General features: G+C 36.3%; 16 protein-coding genes. 4 read left to right on the top strand and 12 right to left on the bottom strand.

Features of this window, described 5'->3' with window-relative positions; translation table 11 throughout:
- The first annotated feature begins 517 nt into the window (after positions 1–517).
- Positions 518–766, top strand: a complete 249-nt coding sequence (locus tag C1N55_RS20675; protein ID WP_205758531.1) for a hypothetical protein — start codon at positions 518–520, stop codon at positions 764–766.
- A gap of 260 nt (positions 767–1,026) precedes the next feature.
- Here C1N55_RS20675 and fabF read toward each other — a convergent pair whose 3' ends face one another.
- A complete protein-coding gene (gene fabF / locus C1N55_RS09930; protein ID WP_137728679.1) occupies positions 1,027–2,262 on the bottom strand; it encodes a beta-ketoacyl-ACP synthase II in 1,236 nt (411 codons plus the stop codon).
- 117 nt (positions 2,263–2,379) lie between these two features.
- Here fabF and C1N55_RS09925 point away from each other — a divergent pair, with 117 nt between their 5' ends.
- Positions 2,380–3,234, top strand: coding sequence for a helix-turn-helix transcriptional regulator (locus C1N55_RS09925; RefSeq protein WP_137728678.1), 855 nt, complete (start codon positions 2,380–2,382; stop codon positions 3,232–3,234).
- Between the two features lie 88 nt (positions 3,235–3,322).
- Here C1N55_RS09925 and C1N55_RS09920 read toward each other — a convergent pair whose 3' ends face one another.
- Both C1N55_RS09920 and C1N55_RS09915 read right to left on the bottom strand, forming a co-directional pair.
- Positions 3,323–4,450, bottom strand: a complete 1,128-nt coding sequence (locus tag C1N55_RS09920) for a M24 family metallopeptidase (RefSeq protein ID WP_137728677.1) — start codon at positions 4,448–4,450, stop codon at positions 3,323–3,325.
- Entirely contained in the window at positions 4,401–5,873 is a 1,473-nt protein-coding gene (locus tag C1N55_RS09915; protein ID WP_137728676.1) for a sodium:solute symporter family protein, read from the bottom strand. The genes C1N55_RS09920 and C1N55_RS09915 overlap by 50 nt, the downstream gene beginning before the upstream one ends.
- A gap of 137 nt (positions 5,874–6,010) precedes the next feature.
- Between C1N55_RS09915 and C1N55_RS09910 the strand changes: the two genes are divergently transcribed.
- A complete protein-coding gene (locus tag C1N55_RS09910) occupies positions 6,011–6,907 on the top strand; it encodes a LysR family transcriptional regulator (RefSeq protein WP_137728675.1) in 897 nt (298 codons plus the stop codon).
- A 278-nt stretch (positions 6,908–7,185) separates the two neighbouring features.
- Here C1N55_RS09910 and C1N55_RS09905 read toward each other — a convergent pair whose 3' ends face one another.
- The 7 genes from C1N55_RS09905 to C1N55_RS09875 form a co-directional block, all read right to left on the bottom strand.
- Complete coding sequence (locus C1N55_RS09905; protein ID WP_137728674.1) at positions 7,186–8,802, bottom strand: thiamine pyrophosphate-binding protein; 1,617 nt, start codon at positions 8,800–8,802, stop codon at positions 7,186–7,188.
- Positions 8,803–9,067: 265 nt separating this feature from the next.
- Positions 9,068–9,895 carry a GNAT family N-acetyltransferase gene (locus C1N55_RS09900; RefSeq protein ID WP_137728673.1) on the bottom strand — a complete coding sequence of 276 codons (828 nt, stop codon included), beginning with the start codon at positions 9,893–9,895 and terminating at the stop codon, positions 9,068–9,070.
- Positions 9,896–10,236: 341 nt separating this feature from the next.
- Complete coding sequence (locus tag C1N55_RS09895; RefSeq protein ID WP_137728672.1) at positions 10,237–11,046, bottom strand: hypothetical protein; 810 nt, start codon at positions 11,044–11,046, stop codon at positions 10,237–10,239.
- Between the two features lie 317 nt (positions 11,047–11,363).
- Positions 11,364–12,794 carry an aspartate ammonia-lyase gene (gene aspA, locus C1N55_RS09890; RefSeq protein WP_137728671.1) on the bottom strand — a complete coding sequence of 477 codons (1,431 nt, stop codon included), beginning with the start codon at positions 12,792–12,794 and terminating at the stop codon, positions 11,364–11,366.
- A gap of 326 nt (positions 12,795–13,120) precedes the next feature.
- Complete coding sequence (locus C1N55_RS09885) at positions 13,121–14,128, bottom strand: sensor histidine kinase (protein WP_240758432.1); 1,008 nt, start codon at positions 14,126–14,128, stop codon at positions 13,121–13,123.
- A gap of 94 nt (positions 14,129–14,222) precedes the next feature.
- Positions 14,223–14,906 (bottom strand): response regulator transcription factor, encoded by a 684-nt coding sequence (locus C1N55_RS09880; protein WP_137728669.1) that lies wholly within the window; start codon positions 14,904–14,906, stop codon positions 14,223–14,225.
- An 11-nt stretch (positions 14,907–14,917) separates the two neighbouring features.
- Positions 14,918–15,496 (bottom strand): VanZ family protein, encoded by a 579-nt coding sequence (locus tag C1N55_RS09875; protein WP_137728668.1) that lies wholly within the window; start codon positions 15,494–15,496, stop codon positions 14,918–14,920.
- Positions 15,497–15,776: 280 nt separating this feature from the next.
- On the opposite strand from C1N55_RS09875, the gene C1N55_RS09870 reads away from it, so the two are divergent.
- Complete coding sequence (locus C1N55_RS09870) at positions 15,777–16,643, top strand: hypothetical protein (RefSeq protein ID WP_137728667.1); 867 nt, start codon at positions 15,777–15,779, stop codon at positions 16,641–16,643.
- Positions 16,644–16,812: 169 nt separating this feature from the next.
- Here C1N55_RS09870 and C1N55_RS09865 read toward each other — a convergent pair whose 3' ends face one another.
- Positions 16,813–17,589 carry a sulfite exporter TauE/SafE family protein gene (locus C1N55_RS09865; protein WP_137728666.1) on the bottom strand — a complete coding sequence of 259 codons (777 nt, stop codon included), beginning with the start codon at positions 17,587–17,589 and terminating at the stop codon, positions 16,813–16,815.
- A 66-nt stretch (positions 17,590–17,655) separates the two neighbouring features.
- Positions 17,656–17,883, bottom strand: coding sequence for a sulfurtransferase TusA family protein (locus tag C1N55_RS09860; protein WP_137728665.1), 228 nt, complete (start codon positions 17,881–17,883; stop codon positions 17,656–17,658).
- Positions 17,884–17,906 lie beyond the last annotated feature (23 nt).

The following is a 17,906-nucleotide window of genomic DNA, read 5'->3' as shown; positions in this document are numbered from 1 at the left end:
ATACAACTGTTCTACAGGAGTGAGCAGTAAGTATATCTATAATAAATAGTCGTTTACGTTAATCAAAATTATTATTAGGTTAACTAAAATATAAATGTAAAACCATTTTATGTCAAATTATTTTCTATTAAGTTACTAAATCACGATATTCTTCCTAGTAAGAGTAGAATCATTAGTTCATCAATAAAACAAAAAAACATAAATCTTCTATACAGAAAATCTATGTTTTACTATGAATATTCAATTGACAAAATGAGATGAAATTATAAAGGGTTGATTATATTAATATAATTTATAAATAGTAGAATCTAATCATTATCAAAAGTTTCTGAGCACTTCATAAACTAATGCTATATAAGAAAAGCCATTTCAAGCTAAATGAAGGTAGTACTTTTCCTTATTTTATTCTACACGATTCTATAGTTCTACGTCGCATATCCCACTAACTTTCCGACAAACTACTCCAGGTTCTAGTGATTTAGGTGATGTATCGTGGATTGTACCACTTGGTCAAGTTATGACGACATGCGCTCCTCATGCTAACCAACTCCATACATGGCAAGCAACCTCAGTATTCGGTTCATCTATAGGTTTAAAAGGCATGCATTATGCCGCAAAAACAATGGCAGGTGCAGCATTAGATACTCTACTAGATTCGACCATTATTGAAAGTGCGAAAGCAGAATTTTATCGCTTAAAAGCAGATAAAACTTATGAATGTGGTATTCCAGTGAATGTAGAGCCACCTATTCCAGTGTTTAAATAAGCAAAAAAGTTATAGGGATTTCCAAAAAAGTACGCATAAAAGCGCTTTTTGGAAATCCTTTAAAAATCATCAAACCATTTCTTTGTAAATATAATCAAATCAACTACTATATTTTTGCTTCTTTATTTCCCCTTCATGAACTACCATTTCCCCTCTCTTCTACATACACAGTTAAGGTTTGTATAGGATGATGTCTAAATATTTCTTCAGCTAACGGATCATTTTAAAGCGGCTAATATCGATACAAAAGGCGAGTTTATTCACTCGTATTTCTTTAAAACAATCGCTGCGTTGTGTCCTCCGAAACCGAATGAGTTCGATAAACCCGTGCTAATGTTCAATTGACGAGCAACTGTTGGAACGTAATCTAGATCACATAATGGATCAGGAGTTTCCAAGTTAATGGTTGGTGGAATGATTCCTTCCTTTAAGCTCATCGCCAATGCAATTGCTTCAACTCCACCGGCTGCCCCTAACATATGACCAATCATCGATTTATTTGCAGTGACCGGAATCTCAAAAGCTTTTTTTCCAAACAGCTGCTTAATAGCCATTGTTTCAGAGATATCCCCTACTTTTGTACTTGTTGCATGGGCACTAATCACATCAATTTCTTCAGGCGATATATTAGCACTTTTTAAAGCTGATTTCATTGCAAGATAAGCACCTTTGCCTTCTGGATGTGTGGCTACTATATGGTGTGCGTCTGAACTTGCTCCATATCCAATGACTTCGGCGTATATCTTTGCCCCTCTTCTTAAAGAATGAGATAAGGATTCCAAAATTAGGATTCCAGCACCTTCTGACATAACAAACCCATCTCGATTTTCATCAAATGGACGGCTAGCTTTCGTAGGATATTCATTTCTTGAAGATAATGCTGTAGCATTACTGAAGCTTGCAATGGATAAATCTGTTATAGCTGCCTCTGTACCACCCGCAAATACAACGTCAACTTCTCCGGAACGAATTAGTCGAAAGGCTTCCCCGATAGCAGTATTACCTATTGCACAAGCAGAAACAGGAGACAAAGAAGGTCCCATCGCGTTCCATCTGATACTAATTTGTGCCGCGGCAGCATTAGACATCATGGCAGGAACTAGCGTTGGACTGACTCTTCTTGGACCTTTTTGTCTAAGTGCATCAATATTCTCAATTAAGGTTTCAATCCCTCCTATTCCAGAACCTACGTATACGCCCAATCTTTCTGCATCGATTGAATTGAGATCTAACTTAGCATCTTCCCAAGCTTGTTCGGCTGCAGCCAGAGCAAATTGAGTAAATCGGTCTAAACGTCTTGCTGCATTCTTTCCTAATACCTCATCAGCATCGAAATCTCGAACTACCCCCGCAAATTTAGTTTTATGATTTGTCACGTCAAATGTATCAATTGTAGATATCCCCGATTTTCCTTTTATCATATTTTCCCAAAACTTCTGAATAGTGTTTCCAATAGGAGTCACTACCCCCATGCCGCTAATTACAACTCTCTCCACTTTTATCCCTCCAAATCAATCATTTCTTATATTTTTACAGCCTTTAAATCCTATTACAAGGGACTGTTTATCCTGGTATAATTACTACTAGGTTAAATCTATAAGGAGTTTTTTACCATGAATGATAAAACGAGGCGTGAAGCGTTAGCTGCATTCTTAAAAGCGAAGCGTGCTCAAATTAAGCCAGAGTCCATTGGCTTGCCTACAGGAAATCGAAGAAGGACTCCTGGGTTAAGAAGAGAAGAGGTTGCACAATTGGCAGGAGTAAGCACCACTTGGTATACGTGGCTGGAACAAGGGAGAGATATAAAAGTATCCTCTATCGTACTTGAATGTATTTCTACAGTTTTGCAATTAAATAAGGATGAAGCAGATTACTTATATAACCTGGCACTAGAGTCAAAATTGGAAATAACAAGTCCCAATAAAGAGCAGCCTGATCTTAATCCTTCTTTAAAGCGAATTCTAGCTGAACTAAAATATTGTCCAACTATCGTTACCGATCGACATTGCCATATTGTGGGATGGAATCAAGCTGCCGCTCATGTATTTTTGGATTTTGAACAAATACCGAATGATGAAAGAAATTTAATTCGTTTATTATTCACTAGAAAAGAATTCAAGGCATTGGCCGTTAATTGGGAGTATTTTGCAAAAGGATTTCTTGCTATTTTCCGTACGTATTATGGACACTATTTAGGAGATGAATGGTACAACCAATTTATCGATGAACTTAGTCATTCACATGTAGAATTTCAGGATTTATGGCAAGAAAGTCAAGTGAGCAAGGCGCCAGAAATGATCATTGAGTTTAGACATGCGAAAGCAGGCAAAATGCTGTTTAATCTAACTTCCCTTCAAGTTCAAGGTGATATGGATTTGCGGTGCAGCATTTATACACCAGTTGAAGAAACGGACACAGAAAAGAAATTAATGCGATTGATGAAGAGGATTTCTGTTGAAGAAGACTAATGGAGCTTTTCTAACGGAGCCTTTTACTCAAAAAAAAGTGTAGACAAAGCCAAAATGCTCTGTCTACACGATTGATAGTTAATGTGCATTAAAAAATTAACTCTTTTAGATTACTAGGATAATCAGTAATTAGTAGATTTCCACCATCTTTTAAGATAACGGTGTCAGAGTGTCTAAATCCACCCAATCCCGGGATATAAATTCCTGGTTCAATGGTATACGCCATACCTTCCTCCAGAACAAGGTCATTATCGTATGAAAGATATGGTGGTTCATGAAGGGAAACACCAATGGCATGGCCAGTCCGATGTATTGCAAATTCTGCATAGCCTTCCTCTCTCAGAATTCCCCTAGCCACAGCATCAACTTCGGATGCCTTCACACCAGGTCTAATAAAATCCAAGGCAGCTTGTTGAGCTTTTTGCATCGCTAAAAATGCATGCTCTTGCTGTTTAGTAGGCTCCCCCATAATCACTGTACGTTCGAGTTCTGCACGATATCCATTTAACGAAACTTGCCTTGTATGGATGATGACATCTCCTTGTTGTATTTTCCGTGTATTGGAATAGACATGCGGTAAAATGCTCCGTTCAGGCCCTGATGGTGTCATGACGAGTAAATCTAACGTAGCATTTGGATAATTCTCGGAAGCTGTTCGATAGATAATTTGATTTCCTATGGCATCGATTTCTAATTCCGTTGCACCAACCTTACAATGTTTAAGTGTTTCACTTACACCTAAATTTACTAGCTTTCCAGCCTCAATCATTGCTGAAATTTCTTCATCATCTTTGATGGATCTCATTTTTTCTATTTGTACACTTAAATCGATGACCGTAGATTTAACATTAAGAATCTCATTGATTATTTTCCCTGGAGTATAATCCATATCAACCCCGACAGCACTTCCCTCTTGTGCTTTTAACTCGTTTTCCAGAACTTCTAGATATGTTTTCGCGATATTTGCTTTCTCAGGGTGCTCGTAATATGGAAGAATTCGATCCACATCGGCATGTTCTCTAGCATGAACCTCTTCAAGTCCTGGCACAATTAGACTACATTGTTCAGATGTTATAAAGAGAATAATAGGTCTTGAATAGATCAATGCACGAAAACCAGTTAAATAGAATTGATAGTCAGGGCTCATCACCACCGCTGCATGAAGATTATTTTCCTTCATAAATTCCCGAAGCATATTCACTCTTAAATTCGACATTTTCTTTTTCCTCCTTGTCTTTTCTGGATTGGTCTTGTTCAATTTGTACTGTATATTTTGGAGTTAGTAAGCTCACTACAATCAGTGCAATTATAGACAATGGCAATGCGATTAGAACACTATTCCATCCATATGGTTTTTGTAAAACTAATTCCCAAACGAGCGTAGCTACTCCGCCAATGACAATCGATGCTAAAGCACCTGGTCCATTTGCCCTCTTCCAAAGGAAACTAGCTAGAATAGCAGGAGTTAGTGCTGCACCATACATTGTATAAGAATACATTTGGATCGATAGCACATCTGGGAAGAACGCTCCAAGTATATAAGCAATACCACCAAGAGCGAATACAGAATATCGATTGATTTTTAGTAAACTCTTATCTGAAATATCAGGCTTCACTCTTTGGACAATATCATACGTAATGTTACCTGCTGCTGATAATAAGAAGGAATTACCTGTTGTAATTAGAAATGAAACCGACGCTGTTAAAATTAGCGCACCGACAACAATCGGCAATCCACCATTATAAGCAAGTTGCAGTATGGCTGTATCCGGTTTGATGTCACTGAATAGCGCAAGTGAACCGATTGTCAATAAGATTACTAGTCCAAATACTGCAATAGATGAAATAAAGAATCCGATTGTTGAACGTCTTGCAGTGCTTGCATCTTTTGCTGATGCTAATCGTTGATACATGTTTTGATCTGCTAGAACCAATAGGAATAATGGCAAAAAGTAGCCGATTATTTGTGGAATCGTTAAGTTGCCAGTCCAAGTAAAATGTGATTCCGGTAAAGAAGTGATGATTGTGTCAAAACTTACAACATTCGTAACTAAGTAGAAGAATCCTAGAATAAACCCTACTAGAATAAGTAAAGAACTGATAAAGTCCGTATAGGCAACCGAGAACATACCGCCAATCGTTGCAAGAAATATGACAATGAATGCAGTTACAATCGTTCCTGCTTCAACAGAGATACCTGTTGTTAAATTTAATATGTACCCGCCACCTGTGAATTGGTAAGATGCAATTCCAATATAAGCGAGAATAATAAATATAGAGGAAATCGTTCTAGTCAGTTTTCCATATTTTATTTCTAAGATTTGTGGAATTGTATATTTGGAAATCAACCAAGTTTTTCCCGCAATAAAATACAAAATAACTATTCCTATCGGTACACCGGCAAAGTAGATGATACCGGCTAATGGTCCTTGTTGATAAATGAAGCTCGCACCGCCGATTACCGTTCCCGAGCCGACAAAAGTCGCTAACAATGTACCCACCAGCACTATATTTGGTAATGAACGACCAGCTAACATATAATCTTCCGTGTTCTTTATTTTGCTCTTGCCTATAAATGTTCCAGCTACAATCATTAACAAAATGTAGCCAATTATTGTAATCAACAATATCGTGTTCATGTTAAACCCCCTCTAAATTTAATTTATAGATTATTTCAAATTGTCCATAAATTAAATTTACAGTACTTTTTATTATTTGTATAATATATATATTGAATAATATTAAGACGTTTTACATATAAGTGAGGAGGATTCCCATGATAGAATTACGTAGAATACTATATTTTATAGCAGTTGCAGAAGAACTAAATTTTACAAAAGCTGCAGAACGACTGAAAATCTCTCAACCTCCTTTAAGCCAACAAATTAAAATATTGGAAAAGGAATTGAATGTAACCTTATTCAATCGCAATAAACGAGTTGTAGAATTAACGGAAGCAGGATCATACTTCTTAGAGAAGGCAAAAGATATTGTCCAAAAGCTGGAATTAGTTTTTGAAGAGACGAGGCAGGTTGAAAGTGGAAAATCAGGCAAACTATCCATTGGTTTTACAGGCTCGGTTACATATGATTTATTACCTAAGCTAATTCAAACCTATCAACGAGCGAACCCTAAAATCAATATCATTTTAACGCAGATGTCTTCCGCAAGACAGGTGGAAGCCCTAGAAAACAAGGAGATCGATATTGGTATGTTAGTATCTCCTATTGAATCGAATTCATTAAAGGTAAAAACGTTGCGGAGTGAACCATTTATCATAGCGATACCTAGTAACCATCCAATGGCCAACCGAAAGGAACCTGTTAGTTTATTTAATTTCAAAAACGAGCCATTTATTTTTACTGACCGCGATGTAGGACACAGTTATTACGACGCAATCATCAGCCTATTTTATGAAGTTGGATTTAGTCCCATTAAATCTCAACAAGCGAATGAATTGCAAACGATTGTTTCGTTAGTGGCATCTGGAGTAGGAAATGCCGTATTGCCAGCATCCATCATGAATTACATCAATAATAAAGTGACCTATCTAACACTAACTGAAAACAACGCTTCCTGTACTTCTTCCATGGCCTGGAGAAAAGACAACGATTCTGCAATTTTAAAATCATTTATCGAACATGTTGATCATCAGGATCTTTGTTTAAGTTAAGACAGCATATCTAGATGAAAAGGAACGAAATACGATGTAACTGCAGAGCATGTTAATACAAACATTGTTGAAATAACATTTACCATATGTATACATCCCCTGTTTATGAAAGAATGACCGATAGGAATAGAGTAATACCATTAAATTTAAGATTTTAAGTTTTTCAAGAGATTTTCAATGTGAATATTTATTTCAGTCAGCCGCCGGTCATATTTCGGTAAATTTTGGTAATGTAGCTTCAAAAAAGTGGTGACCGACCATTCGATCACCACTTCTTCTTATTCTGTTTCCGGGAAAAACACCTGGGCAGTACTGATGTCCACTAACGTTGGCGCATTCGTATTGAGTGCTTCTTCCAGCACCGATTCCAGCTCGGTATCCGAGCCGGGGCGTAGTCCTCTCCATCCACAGCTTTGAGCCAATTTTACAAAATCAGGGTTGGTTAAATCGACACCTAATTCTTTCTTGTTTTCAGCCTGGATTTTGTCTCTCTCCATTTGCAGGGACTCATTATTTAGTACAACGACTGTAATATTGAGTTTATAGCGGGTAGCTGTCAATAAATCAGCCAGCACCATTTGAAGTCCACCGTCGCCCACTATCGCCACTACTTGTTTTTCAGGTTTAACAAGCTTGGCTACCATTGCGGCTGGAAGACCAAAGCCCATCGTTCGCCAGTAGCCGGAGAATAAAACAGATTGTTCTTTTTGCTTGAAGATGCGATTCGTCCATACTGTATTATCCCCTGTATCAAGTGCCAGAATCGCGTCCGGTGCAACTGTTCGGTCAAGGGCACGGATAATTCGTGCCGGATGAACTGGAAAACCTTCAGTACTGCCTTCTTTCTCATTTTGCAATGCCCATTTTTCTTTTATGTCTAGGCAACGTGCAACCCAATCTTCCGAGCGGGAGAATCCTTGTAGGCTCTCCGTTAAGAATGGTAGGACTTCTTCTGTTTTGCCAGTGATTCCAAGATCTGTTGGAATATCCTTTACGAATTTATCGAATTGGCGGTCAATTTGGATAACCCGCGCTTCTGTTGGCACATACCCCTCTGGCCACCAAGTTGTGCCGGCAAGAATTACCACGTCTGCCTCTTTAAATAATTCAGAGGCATAAGGATTACCGCCTTCCCCAATCCCTTGCAAATTATATTGCGAAGATTCGTTCAATAATCCTTTTCCTCCCAGGCTTACAAGAATGCCAGCCCCCCACAATTCTGCTAGCTTTTCCAGATCTTCTGATGCTTGAGCAGCTCCCGAGCCAGCAAGTATCATTGGCCGCTCCGCTGTTTTCATGATTTCTATTGCTTGCTGCAAGCTTTCTTTCGTGAAAATGGAAGAACCCTCTATCACATTCGGCAATGGACGGGGTTCAGCTGAAGCAGGCATCATGAAAATGTCCTTTGGAACGGACAAATGTGTGACAGCTCGCTGTCCGAGTGATGTTCTTGCTGCTTTTTGAAGAACTTCAATCACCGCCTCCGGACTTGCCAGATTAGCAGAATAAGTAGCAAAAGGCTTCATAAGCTCCTGCTGGTCAATATACTGCTGGTATTCCATGCCAATTTTATTAGTAGGTGCCTGTCCAGTTATTGCAAGTACAGGCGCTCTGTCTGCATATGCATCACCTAGCCCGTTTAGTAAATTAGTTGCACCAGGTCCCATCGTCGCGGTGCATACTCCTAGTCCACCAGTTAGTTTTGCTTCTGCAGATGCCATAAAAGCAGCTGTCGATTCATGCTTGACCGCAATATATTTAATTTTATCCTGCTTAGCCAATGCATCGATCAGCCCAATGGTAGCATCACCCACTACCCCATATATCCGTTGTACGCCGAACAAAGATAATTGATCCAGTATCAATTCTGCAACCGTACGCTCTGTTTTTTTCATGTCTATGAACCTCCTTGATAGATCTTTACAACCTGCCAGGCATTAAGCATCTATTTATTTTGTGTTCATATTAATTTTTCCCGAAATAGCGCAGGTTAATCCTCATTTTTCCAAAGCCAAGCAAAATGTCGCGGACGTTGTGCTGGAGTGGATAGACAAACCTCCTTAAGTCAATTTTATAGGTATTTCAAAAAAACTCCTTAAACGTATAAAGACGCATTTCTAAAAAGAAACACGCCCGATTATTATAAGTATTAATCGAAATCTATAAATCAATCACTTTTTCCATCCATACCTGACGAATAATTTCTTCAGTGTTTATGTTGATGAAAAATTTAGCAGCACGGGAAGAAAGAGGGGTATTGACCGTTGTAAAACTTGCACCTTCTGTAACAAATGATAGCATGGCACAAAACTCATCTTGTTTAACAGTATTTGTTAGTTCAATTTGAAGAAATTTTGTCTGCTTCGTCTTACTATCTGTTTGCTGATACAGCACATAACCAACAGGATTTTTGAATTCATCGTAAAACACTGCTGCTTGAGCAGATAAGTTACTTTTCACTTGGCATTGCCACGGGACGTCTTCATTATATATTGTTAAAAAAGGAAGTAATTCAGGACGTGTAAACTCAACATTCATAGTAGCCTTCATTTCAACACTACCTTTAAAGAAAATGAGTTCATCCTTTATTTTGTAGCCAAGCTCCTTATAAAGTGAAATAGCAGCTGTATTTTCTTTGATTGCTTCAAGGCTTGCACGTTGCACACTACGCTCTTTATATTCTTCTATACTTTTTTGTAGGAGCATTTGTGCAACACCTTTTCTCCTGGCATTGGGATGTACAGCTGTCCCACCGTTCCACGCGAGAATTTCACCATTCATTTCACGAAAGCCATTCAAAAGGATTCCTTGCAGCACCCTATCTTTTTCAGCAACAAAGGAAGATGAGGCATTTAAATCCTCATTAGCAAGACGCTTAATAAAGCTATTTTGGTCATCGTGAACCCGTACGAAATAATTTGAAAAACCTTCATTCCAAATACTTACTACATCTTCAAGTGTACATTTATCAATGGTTTTAATGTTCATACTATAACCTTCTTTTTGGTAGATTTAATCTGCTCTTTAAGATAATTTTATGTCGGCAATCTAGGTTAGAGAACTATCTTTACTTAATCCTCAAATTTAATTCTACTATAATCAAATCAGTATCCATATTTTCAATTTCTCTGTTGACTGCATATAAAGAAGCCTATTTCCAGAAGAGATTTAAGAAAATAGGCTTTTTACATTGCTCAATTCTTGCGTACATAAGTTTTAGGAGGACACGATTTTTTTAAATTGCGCCATAACTAACCTTTTTAACACTTTGTTAATTTTTAAACAACTATATTTTGGATCGCATAAGTTATGAGAAATTTCTATATTCCTTATTTAAAAGTGACAAGCCAATTAAGTGTTCTATCTCCGAAATCAGTTAGCGTATAAACGATGTTTTGTTTTTGCCATTTTGCTAGGCTTCCTTTATGTTCTGCATCAATATGCAGATGCCCATTTTGTTTCGGTACAGGCATCGTATTCGTTTCCAAAAACTCTACTGTTTTTTTGGCTGTTGCTAAGCCTTCTTCTGATTTTTCTGTTCTTGAACGTACAATAATTGCCCAGCGTCCTTCATTCCAACTTGTAAATAATGAGCCTGCACCCCCATCTTGATACCCCGTAATGCCATGCCCTAAATTAACAGCTTTGCCCTCAGTGAAAATGGATTTATCTATTTCTTCACTAGCGGCTTCTGCCGTTGCAAATTTAGTAATTACTAAATGTCCAATAAATTGCCCATTATTTTTTATATTCAAATCGTTTATAGGTAGTTCACTATCTGTTTCATAAAAGTCAAAAGTTACTACATCCTGTTGTGAAGAAGTGATAGCAGTTAAATATTTTCCTTTTGTAACTGGAAAATTTGTAGGCAATGTAATGTTCCATTCGCTAGGAATAATGCTCTGAAAACTCACTTGATCTTTATTAGTTGTTATATTTGTATTTGTTTCAACAGCTTCTTCATTATCTGAACCTTGTTTTTTCTTCTGTCCACTTTCTACTTCAACATTGTCTACTAGTTGTTCTTTACTTTGCGTTTGTAAAACTGATTCCTCTTCACTTCCACAAGCTGTCAATATCACGATAAGAAAGGTCAGTATTAGCTTTTTCAGTGCACTTCCTCCTTTTTTATTTATCAATTTTTCGTTTTGGATTATTTATACTATATGCAATTAAATTGTTAAACTAATTTCCCTTTTTTCCTAATGTCAAAACATCTATCAGTCAGTAAAATGAATTTTGTTTTATACAACATGCAGTGTCTACTTATATCTAATAGTATAGGAGATAATTATTAATGTTTCACTCGATTTAAAAAAGCACTCTCCTTATGATAGGAAAGCGCAGTTTAGTGGAAAATCTACTAATTCGTTTTTTTTAAAAAACCAGGTTGACTGCCATACTTTCGAAGCATTCTTGCACTCAACCTGGTCTATTCCCTTTAAATTCTTTTATCTTATACTATCTTGTTTACTAAAGATCTGCCACCCGCAATGCCTGGATGTGTCATTTCATAAGGATCTAATATCTTATCTAATTGTTCTGCTGTTAATGCGCCAGACTTAATGCAAAGCTCACGGACAGAGGCCCCTGTTGCTATAGCCTCTTTTGCAATTTGTGCAGCCAGTTCATAACCGATATGAGGGTTTACAGCAGTGATAATCCCTACACTTTGTTCCACATATTCTCTTAAGTGTTCTTCATTTGCTTTAATTCCTAGTACACATTTCTCTGTAAATACAGTGAATACATTACTCATGATCGATATGGATTGAATTAAATTGTAAAATAATACTGGTTCCATAACATTTAGTTCAAATTGACCTGCTTCAGATGCCTGTGAAATTGTTAAATCATTCCCCATTACTTGGAACGCAACTTGGTTTACTACTTCTGCCATTACCGGATTTACCTTACCAGGCATAATTGAAGAGCCTGGTTGACGAGCCGGTAATATGATTTCAAATAACCCATCTCGAGGGCCAGAAGCCATTAAACGTAAATCATTGGCAATTTTAGACATATTGATCATACAAACTTTTAACATTGCAGATACTTCTGTATAACAATCCGTATTTTGTGTGGCATCAACTAAATGTTCTGCTCTGCTTAATGGCAACTCACTTAATTCACTAAGATTTCGAACTACTGCATCTATATATGAAGGGTCTGCATTTAGGCCTGTACCTACCGCTGTTGCCCCCATATTGACTTCATATAAATGTTGAATCGAAAGTGACATACGATCAATGTCACGAGAAATTACTCTAGTATATGCCTCAAATTCTTGTCCCAGTAAAATAGGTACAGCATCTTGAAGATGAGTACGACCCATTTTAATAACACCAGCAAATTCTTTCGCTTTTGAAACAAAGGCATTTTTCATGATGTTCGATGAAGTAAGTAATTGATTCATCAAACTTAATATGGCAATATGAGTTGCAGTTGGAAATGCATCATTTGTTGATTGCGACATATTGATATGGCTATTCGGGCTAATGATTTTATAGTTCCCTTTTTCTTCTCCCATCAGTTCAAGCGCACGATTTGCAATCACTTCATTCGCATTCATATTGATGGAAGTGCCAGCGCCACCCTGGATCGGATCGACAATAAATTGGTCATTCCATTTTCCAGCAATCACTTCATCACACGCGATAAGAATGAATGATCCAATATCTTTCTTTAACATACCAACTTCCATATTTGCTAGAGCAGCAGCTTTTTTCACGATTCCTAAAGATTTAATAAGTTCTGGATGAATACGGTATCCTGTGATTGGGAAGTTTTCAACTGCCCTCATCGTTTGAACACCATAATAAGCGTCTTTTGGTATTTCCTTTTCACCTAAAAAATCTTTTTCAATACGAAGTTCTGTAAGTTTCATATTACTAATCTCCAATTCTAGATGTAATCAAATGTAGGTTACATATATATGTTATTTAAGTTAAGAATCTATCTCTAGATTAGCACAATATCATCTCATTTTGAGATAAAAAAATAAATAAACAAATACACGTAATTATCTAAAAATTCAGATTATATCTATTGGATAATGTAACAAAATGATAACCAAACAATTAGAATAAGAAGTGAAAAAGAGGTTAATTTTTACTTATAAACGTTCTTAAGTTAAATCCTCCCTATCAATTCTAGATACATTTTTAATCAGTAATCTTTTGTTTAGGATCATACGGTAACATGTACTCTTATCTACCACTTCTTTAAGAGCGTTATAGTAAAAGCTGTTCTACCTGGTGTACTAAAAGCTTTAATTTTTCCATAATGTAAATCTATGATGCTTTTTGTAATGGCTAACCCTAATCCAGAGCCACCTGTAAATTGTGATCGTGACTTTTCTAAACGATAAAATCGTTCAAAGATATGTGGAAGATCCGAAGGTGGAATGGCAACTTGACCATAATTGGCGATTTCTATTTCTATCGTTTTATCCGTTTCACTTAGATGCATGTCAAGGTATTTACTGTCACTGCCATATCGTATGGCATTTTGGATAAGGTTTTCGAATACTCGTGCTAATTTTCCTCCATCTCCTACAACAACTGGGCTTGTAGCAGAAGAAAATAAACGGAATTCCATCTCCACTTCTTCTAATTGCACTCTTGATTGAACAGCTAGCTGATTCAGCATTTCTTCAAGATTTACCAGGTCCTTTTGAATGTTGACATGATGATTATTCATATACGTATACTCAAAGATATCATTGATTAATATATGCAAGTTGGCTACTTTCTCGCGAATTATTTGAATATAATAACGAAGCTCCACCTCGTCACGATAGCCATCATTATTAATAAGTTCTAGATAACCAATAATTGAAGTGAGAGGTGACCTAAGATCATGTGCAACATTTGTCACAAGCTCGTTTTTTAATTGTTCTGCTTTTTTCACTTCTTCAATGGCCTCATCTGATTTGGCCATGATTTTTTGTATTCCATTCAAATATGCTTGGAAATCTGAAAGAACACACATTTCCAAGGGGATAGGTTTTCCTTCTGCTAACAGATGGACATGCTCAGTGATTCTTTCTAGGTAAAAAGCAAGATATCTTTTTCTCTCATATTGATAAATAATGGCTATGAAGATCCCAGAAGAGGTAATGTAAAAAAAGAAAATTATAAATTTAGGAAAATAGGATAATACGTAAAGTAAACTCTCGAAAAATCTGGAAGTATCCTCTAAGTACTCTAATGCCGGCAAAAGAAGGGCTCCCGTCACCACAGAAAGTATCAATGAGCCCAGTATATATAGTAGAACTTTCCACTTTGGTATAAACCTAAGTAGATTCATAACATTATTTTTCAATTTTATATCCCACTCCCCAGACGGTCTGAATGATTGATTCGCCTGGCATAGCTCCTTCCAGCTTATCTCGAAGATTGCTGATATGGACCATTACAGTTGGATTTGACCCCTCTGCAGGCTCATTCCATACACTCTCGAATATTTCTCCAGATCCAAATACGCGTCCGCTATGTTTCGCGAGTAAATATAAAATGTCAAATTCACGTGCAGTTAGTTTAATCAGATTTCCTTCTAAAGTTACTGTATGACTCTTTTTATCTATGTCTAGTACCCCAACACGAATTGCATCTTTATACACTTCATGATGCTTATAATCAGCCCTCCGAAGCAATGCTTTTACCCTAGCTATTAACTCTAGTGGATTGAACGGCTTGATCATATAATCATCGCCACCCGACATTAAACCGATGACTTTATCCATATCCCCCACTTTAGCACTAACCATCACAATAGGTATCTGACTGACTTTACGTACTTTTTTACAAAAATCAAGTCCATCCATATTCGGCATCATAATATCTAATATGATGAGATTAAAAGTGGTTTGCTCCAAGATTTTAAAAGCCTCCACCCCATCCAAGGCTTTATTGGTTTCGTAACCCTCGTTTTTCAAATATGTCTCAATTAACTCAGCAATTTGTGGATCATCATCTACAATCAGAATTCTTGTCATTTTTTAACTCCTTACTTTGGATAGAGTCGTAGTCTCTGTAAAACGCCACCAAGTAGCTGTACCTTATACAATTTCCTTATAATGAGGAAACCAATAACAGCCCCAGCAGTATTCGCGAATAAATCATTAATATCCGTACTTCTTCCACTTCCTAATGTCACTCGAATAAGAAGCTGTACGAATTCAAAAGAAAGACTCAAACTAAATCCTAGTTTGGCGATACTTTTAACAGAAATTTCAGCCTTATTTAAAAATGAGATATACATACCAAAAGGAATTAGCATAATGACATTTAATAGAAACGTCTTGACATCAATTGTTAAAATCGGAATATAGTTAATTGTTTTATACCATGGTGTTAGGTTGGCATAACGTCCAATATTCACTTCGATGGGAAAAAATACCAATTGAATTACAAAAAGCAAATATATCCCAAAGGTAATAAGAACGAAAAATTGAGCAATATTTATCTTTCGTTTTAGACGTTTTGCCCAAAAGATGAACCAAATCAAACCTAGTAGTCCAACAGGAACCAATACATACCACGACTTTATCGTAAGCATAATCGACATTGATTCTTCAACTTCCATTTAAATCCCTCCAAAAAATTTTTCTATGAAGCAAGTATCAGTATAGTCGCTATTTCTGAATTATTTATAAAGAAGAAATAAAGGTTTTCTTAATAATATGGAAAGAAATACATAATATCCTAAGTGAATAATTAAGTTTTGATAAATTAAGAGAACCTTAAAACTATCTTTAACAAATCTTTAGAACTCCTCTATATGCTAAAGACATTCAACTAAGGAAAATTGGAACTTAGTCGAAAAGGAAGAGAACATCTTCCACTACTTAAATGGAGGTATAATAATGAAAAATGAAAATTTGAAGGAGAAGAATCTGAAAGGAAGATTGCTCAAAAGAAGTCTCTTAACAGCTTCTACTGTGCTAGTTATCGGAGCTACTACGGTTGGCGCACAAAGTAATGACTACATCTCAATGTTTTTTGGTAAGGAAGAAACTAGTAAAGTAGAAAAACATAATTCCGATCAAGTGTCTAAAGTAATCTCAGGCATTGAGATGGAAGTAGAAGAAAGTATCATTGGAGGCAAGACTGCGCTCATAATCGTCTCTTTTGAGAAGGAAGATGGAACAGCTTTTTCTGGGGATATCATAATTCCAACATTGGAACTGGATTTGAAACAGAATGCAAGCTATATGGTGGAACAGCAAATGACAGAAGACCATAAAAAGCTCATTACTATGTTCGATATTGATACAACGAAAAACATAGATGGGGAGAAAATAACTATCATGGCTGATAGTATTGTAGATCGACACACAGATAATGTGATAGCAGATGGTCCCTTCCATCTTTCCTTTGAAGCAGATGAAAGCAAAACATCAAAGAATATCAAAACAAGTATAAATTTATCGGCAGAGCATGAAAACTTAGCACTTCGACAGTTTAATATTTCGGCAAATGGTATAGGCGTTGAAGGAACACGTCTAAACGGGGAAAAAGATGTACTACCAAAGTATTCACCATCATTAACGGTAACTACCCTAGATAATAATACATTTGAGTTAAAACCTAGTTCAACGAGTTCAACTAAATCAGGGTTTAAGTGGCAATACAATATTAATGAAAATGAAGAGAGAATTCTTTTAAACAATGAAAATATTAAAACCTTGATTATTGATGGCCATACCATTGATGTTACTGACGGTAAATAGAATAAGAATCAGGAAAATTTAAACTAGAAAATAAAAGTCGATTTCGCGTGTTAGAAATCGACTTTTATAATTGCCTTTATATAAGTAATATTATCAAGATCCGTTAATTTTTATTTCTCTAAATAATGGCACTTACTAATTTCTTTCCAACAATTTGATATTTCTATCATTATAGAAAATCAATCCATATTTTAATAGCAGTGCCAATTATTAAGACAGCCAGAATCTTTTCTAAAACCTTCGAATTCAATTTTGCACTCACTTTCGCACCTATTGGAGCTGCGATTATTCCGGCAATAATAATGATTATTGCTGGAAGGTATTCCACTTGCCCTGTTATTATTTTTCCAATTGAACCCGCAACAGACGAAATAAATGTAATTGCTAAACTAGATGCGATTGCCATTCGTATGGGTATTTGAAGTACTAAAAGCATAATCGGAATTAATAAAAATCCACCACCAGCTCCTACAATCCCCGAACTAATCCCAACAAAAAATGCCAAAACAACCGCTACTGGTTTGTTGAACTGAAATTCATCTAGAGAAATATTAGCAGCTTCTTTTTTAGGTAGTATCATCATTATGGCTGCCAATGAAGCTAAAAGCCCATAAACTACATTTATTTGGTTTTCAGATAAATAATCAGAAGCAAAACTCCCAAGGAATGTACCAATTCCTATGGATATACCCATAGTGGTAATTAATGATTTGTTTAAATAGCCACTTTTACGAAACCCAATCACCCCAGCTATAGATACAAATAATACATCTAATGCACTGATACCTGATACTTCATGGGCGGTTAATCCTTGTAAACCAAATAGCGGAGGAACCATAAGGAGCAAAGGGTATTTCACGATTGCCCCACCGATTCCTAACATTCCGGATAAAAAAGAACCGATAAAACCTATACCAAAAAGGAGAAGTACATAAGAGATATCCATGACATTTCCTTCTTTCAATTTATTACAAACAAACTAGAAAACTTGAAGAAAAAAACTTATTTTCTTTTACGTTTTTTTAATAAAGAACTTTATTACATCTATAGTTTCTATTTGTTCTATAATTGAATGTCCTGCTGCATGTGCCCAAGCAGGCATATCTGCTTTCGCACCTTTGTCAGTCACATGTACTTCTAAGATATCTCCTGAACTCAAAGTATCCATCTCTTTTTTTGTACGTACGATTGGCATCGGACAAGACATTCCTTTTACATCTAAAATTTTGGTTGATTCCATTTGAATAATCTCCTTTTCATAAT

It is taken from the genome of Lysinibacillus sp. SGAir0095, assembly GCF_005491425.1.
GTDB lineage: Bacteria > Bacillota > Bacilli > Bacillales_A > Planococcaceae > Ureibacillus.
This window is presented reverse-complemented; position numbering and strand designations above follow the sequence as displayed.

What these genes read in the sequence shown, in the direction of transcription:
- C1N55_RS09920 (WP_137728677.1), bottom strand. Translation starts at nt 4,450, where the DNA reads ATGTCGAATTTAAGAGTGAATATGCTTCGGGAATTTATGAAGGAAAAT.
- C1N55_RS09905 (WP_137728674.1), bottom strand. Translation starts at nt 8,802, where the DNA reads ATGAAAAAAACAGAGCGTACGGTTGCAGAATTGATACTGGATCAATTA.
- C1N55_RS20675 (WP_205758531.1), top strand. Translation starts at nt 518, where the DNA reads ATGACGACATGCGCTCCTCATGCTAACCAACTCCATACATGGCAAGCA.
- C1N55_RS09875 (WP_137728668.1), bottom strand. Translation starts at nt 15,496, where the DNA reads ATGGAAGTTGAAGAATCAATGTCGATTATGCTTACGATAAAGTCGTGG.
- C1N55_RS09860 (WP_137728665.1), bottom strand. Translation starts at nt 17,883, where the DNA reads ATGGAATCAACCAAAATTTTAGATGTAAAAGGAATGTCTTGTCCGATG.
- C1N55_RS09915 (WP_137728676.1), bottom strand. Translation starts at nt 5,873, where the DNA reads ATGAACACGATATTGTTGATTACAATAATTGGCTACATTTTGTTAATG.
- aspA (WP_137728671.1), bottom strand. Translation starts at nt 12,794, where the DNA reads ATGAAACTTACAGAACTTCGTATTGAAAAAGATTTTTTAGGTGAAAAG.
- C1N55_RS09910 (WP_137728675.1), top strand. Translation starts at nt 6,011, where the DNA reads ATGATAGAATTACGTAGAATACTATATTTTATAGCAGTTGCAGAAGAA.
- C1N55_RS09880 (WP_137728669.1), bottom strand. Translation starts at nt 14,906, where the DNA reads ATGACAAGAATTCTGATTGTAGATGATGATCCACAAATTGCTGAGTTA.
- C1N55_RS09925 (WP_137728678.1), top strand. Translation starts at nt 2,380, where the DNA reads ATGAATGATAAAACGAGGCGTGAAGCGTTAGCTGCATTCTTAAAAGCG.
- C1N55_RS09870 (WP_137728667.1), top strand. Translation starts at nt 15,777, where the DNA reads ATGAAAAATGAAAATTTGAAGGAGAAGAATCTGAAAGGAAGATTGCTC.
- C1N55_RS09865 (WP_137728666.1), bottom strand. Translation starts at nt 17,589, where the DNA reads ATGGATATCTCTTATGTACTTCTCCTTTTTGGTATAGGTTTTATCGGT.
- C1N55_RS09900 (WP_137728673.1), bottom strand. Translation starts at nt 9,895, where the DNA reads ATGAACATTAAAACCATTGATAAATGTACACTTGAAGATGTAGTAAGT.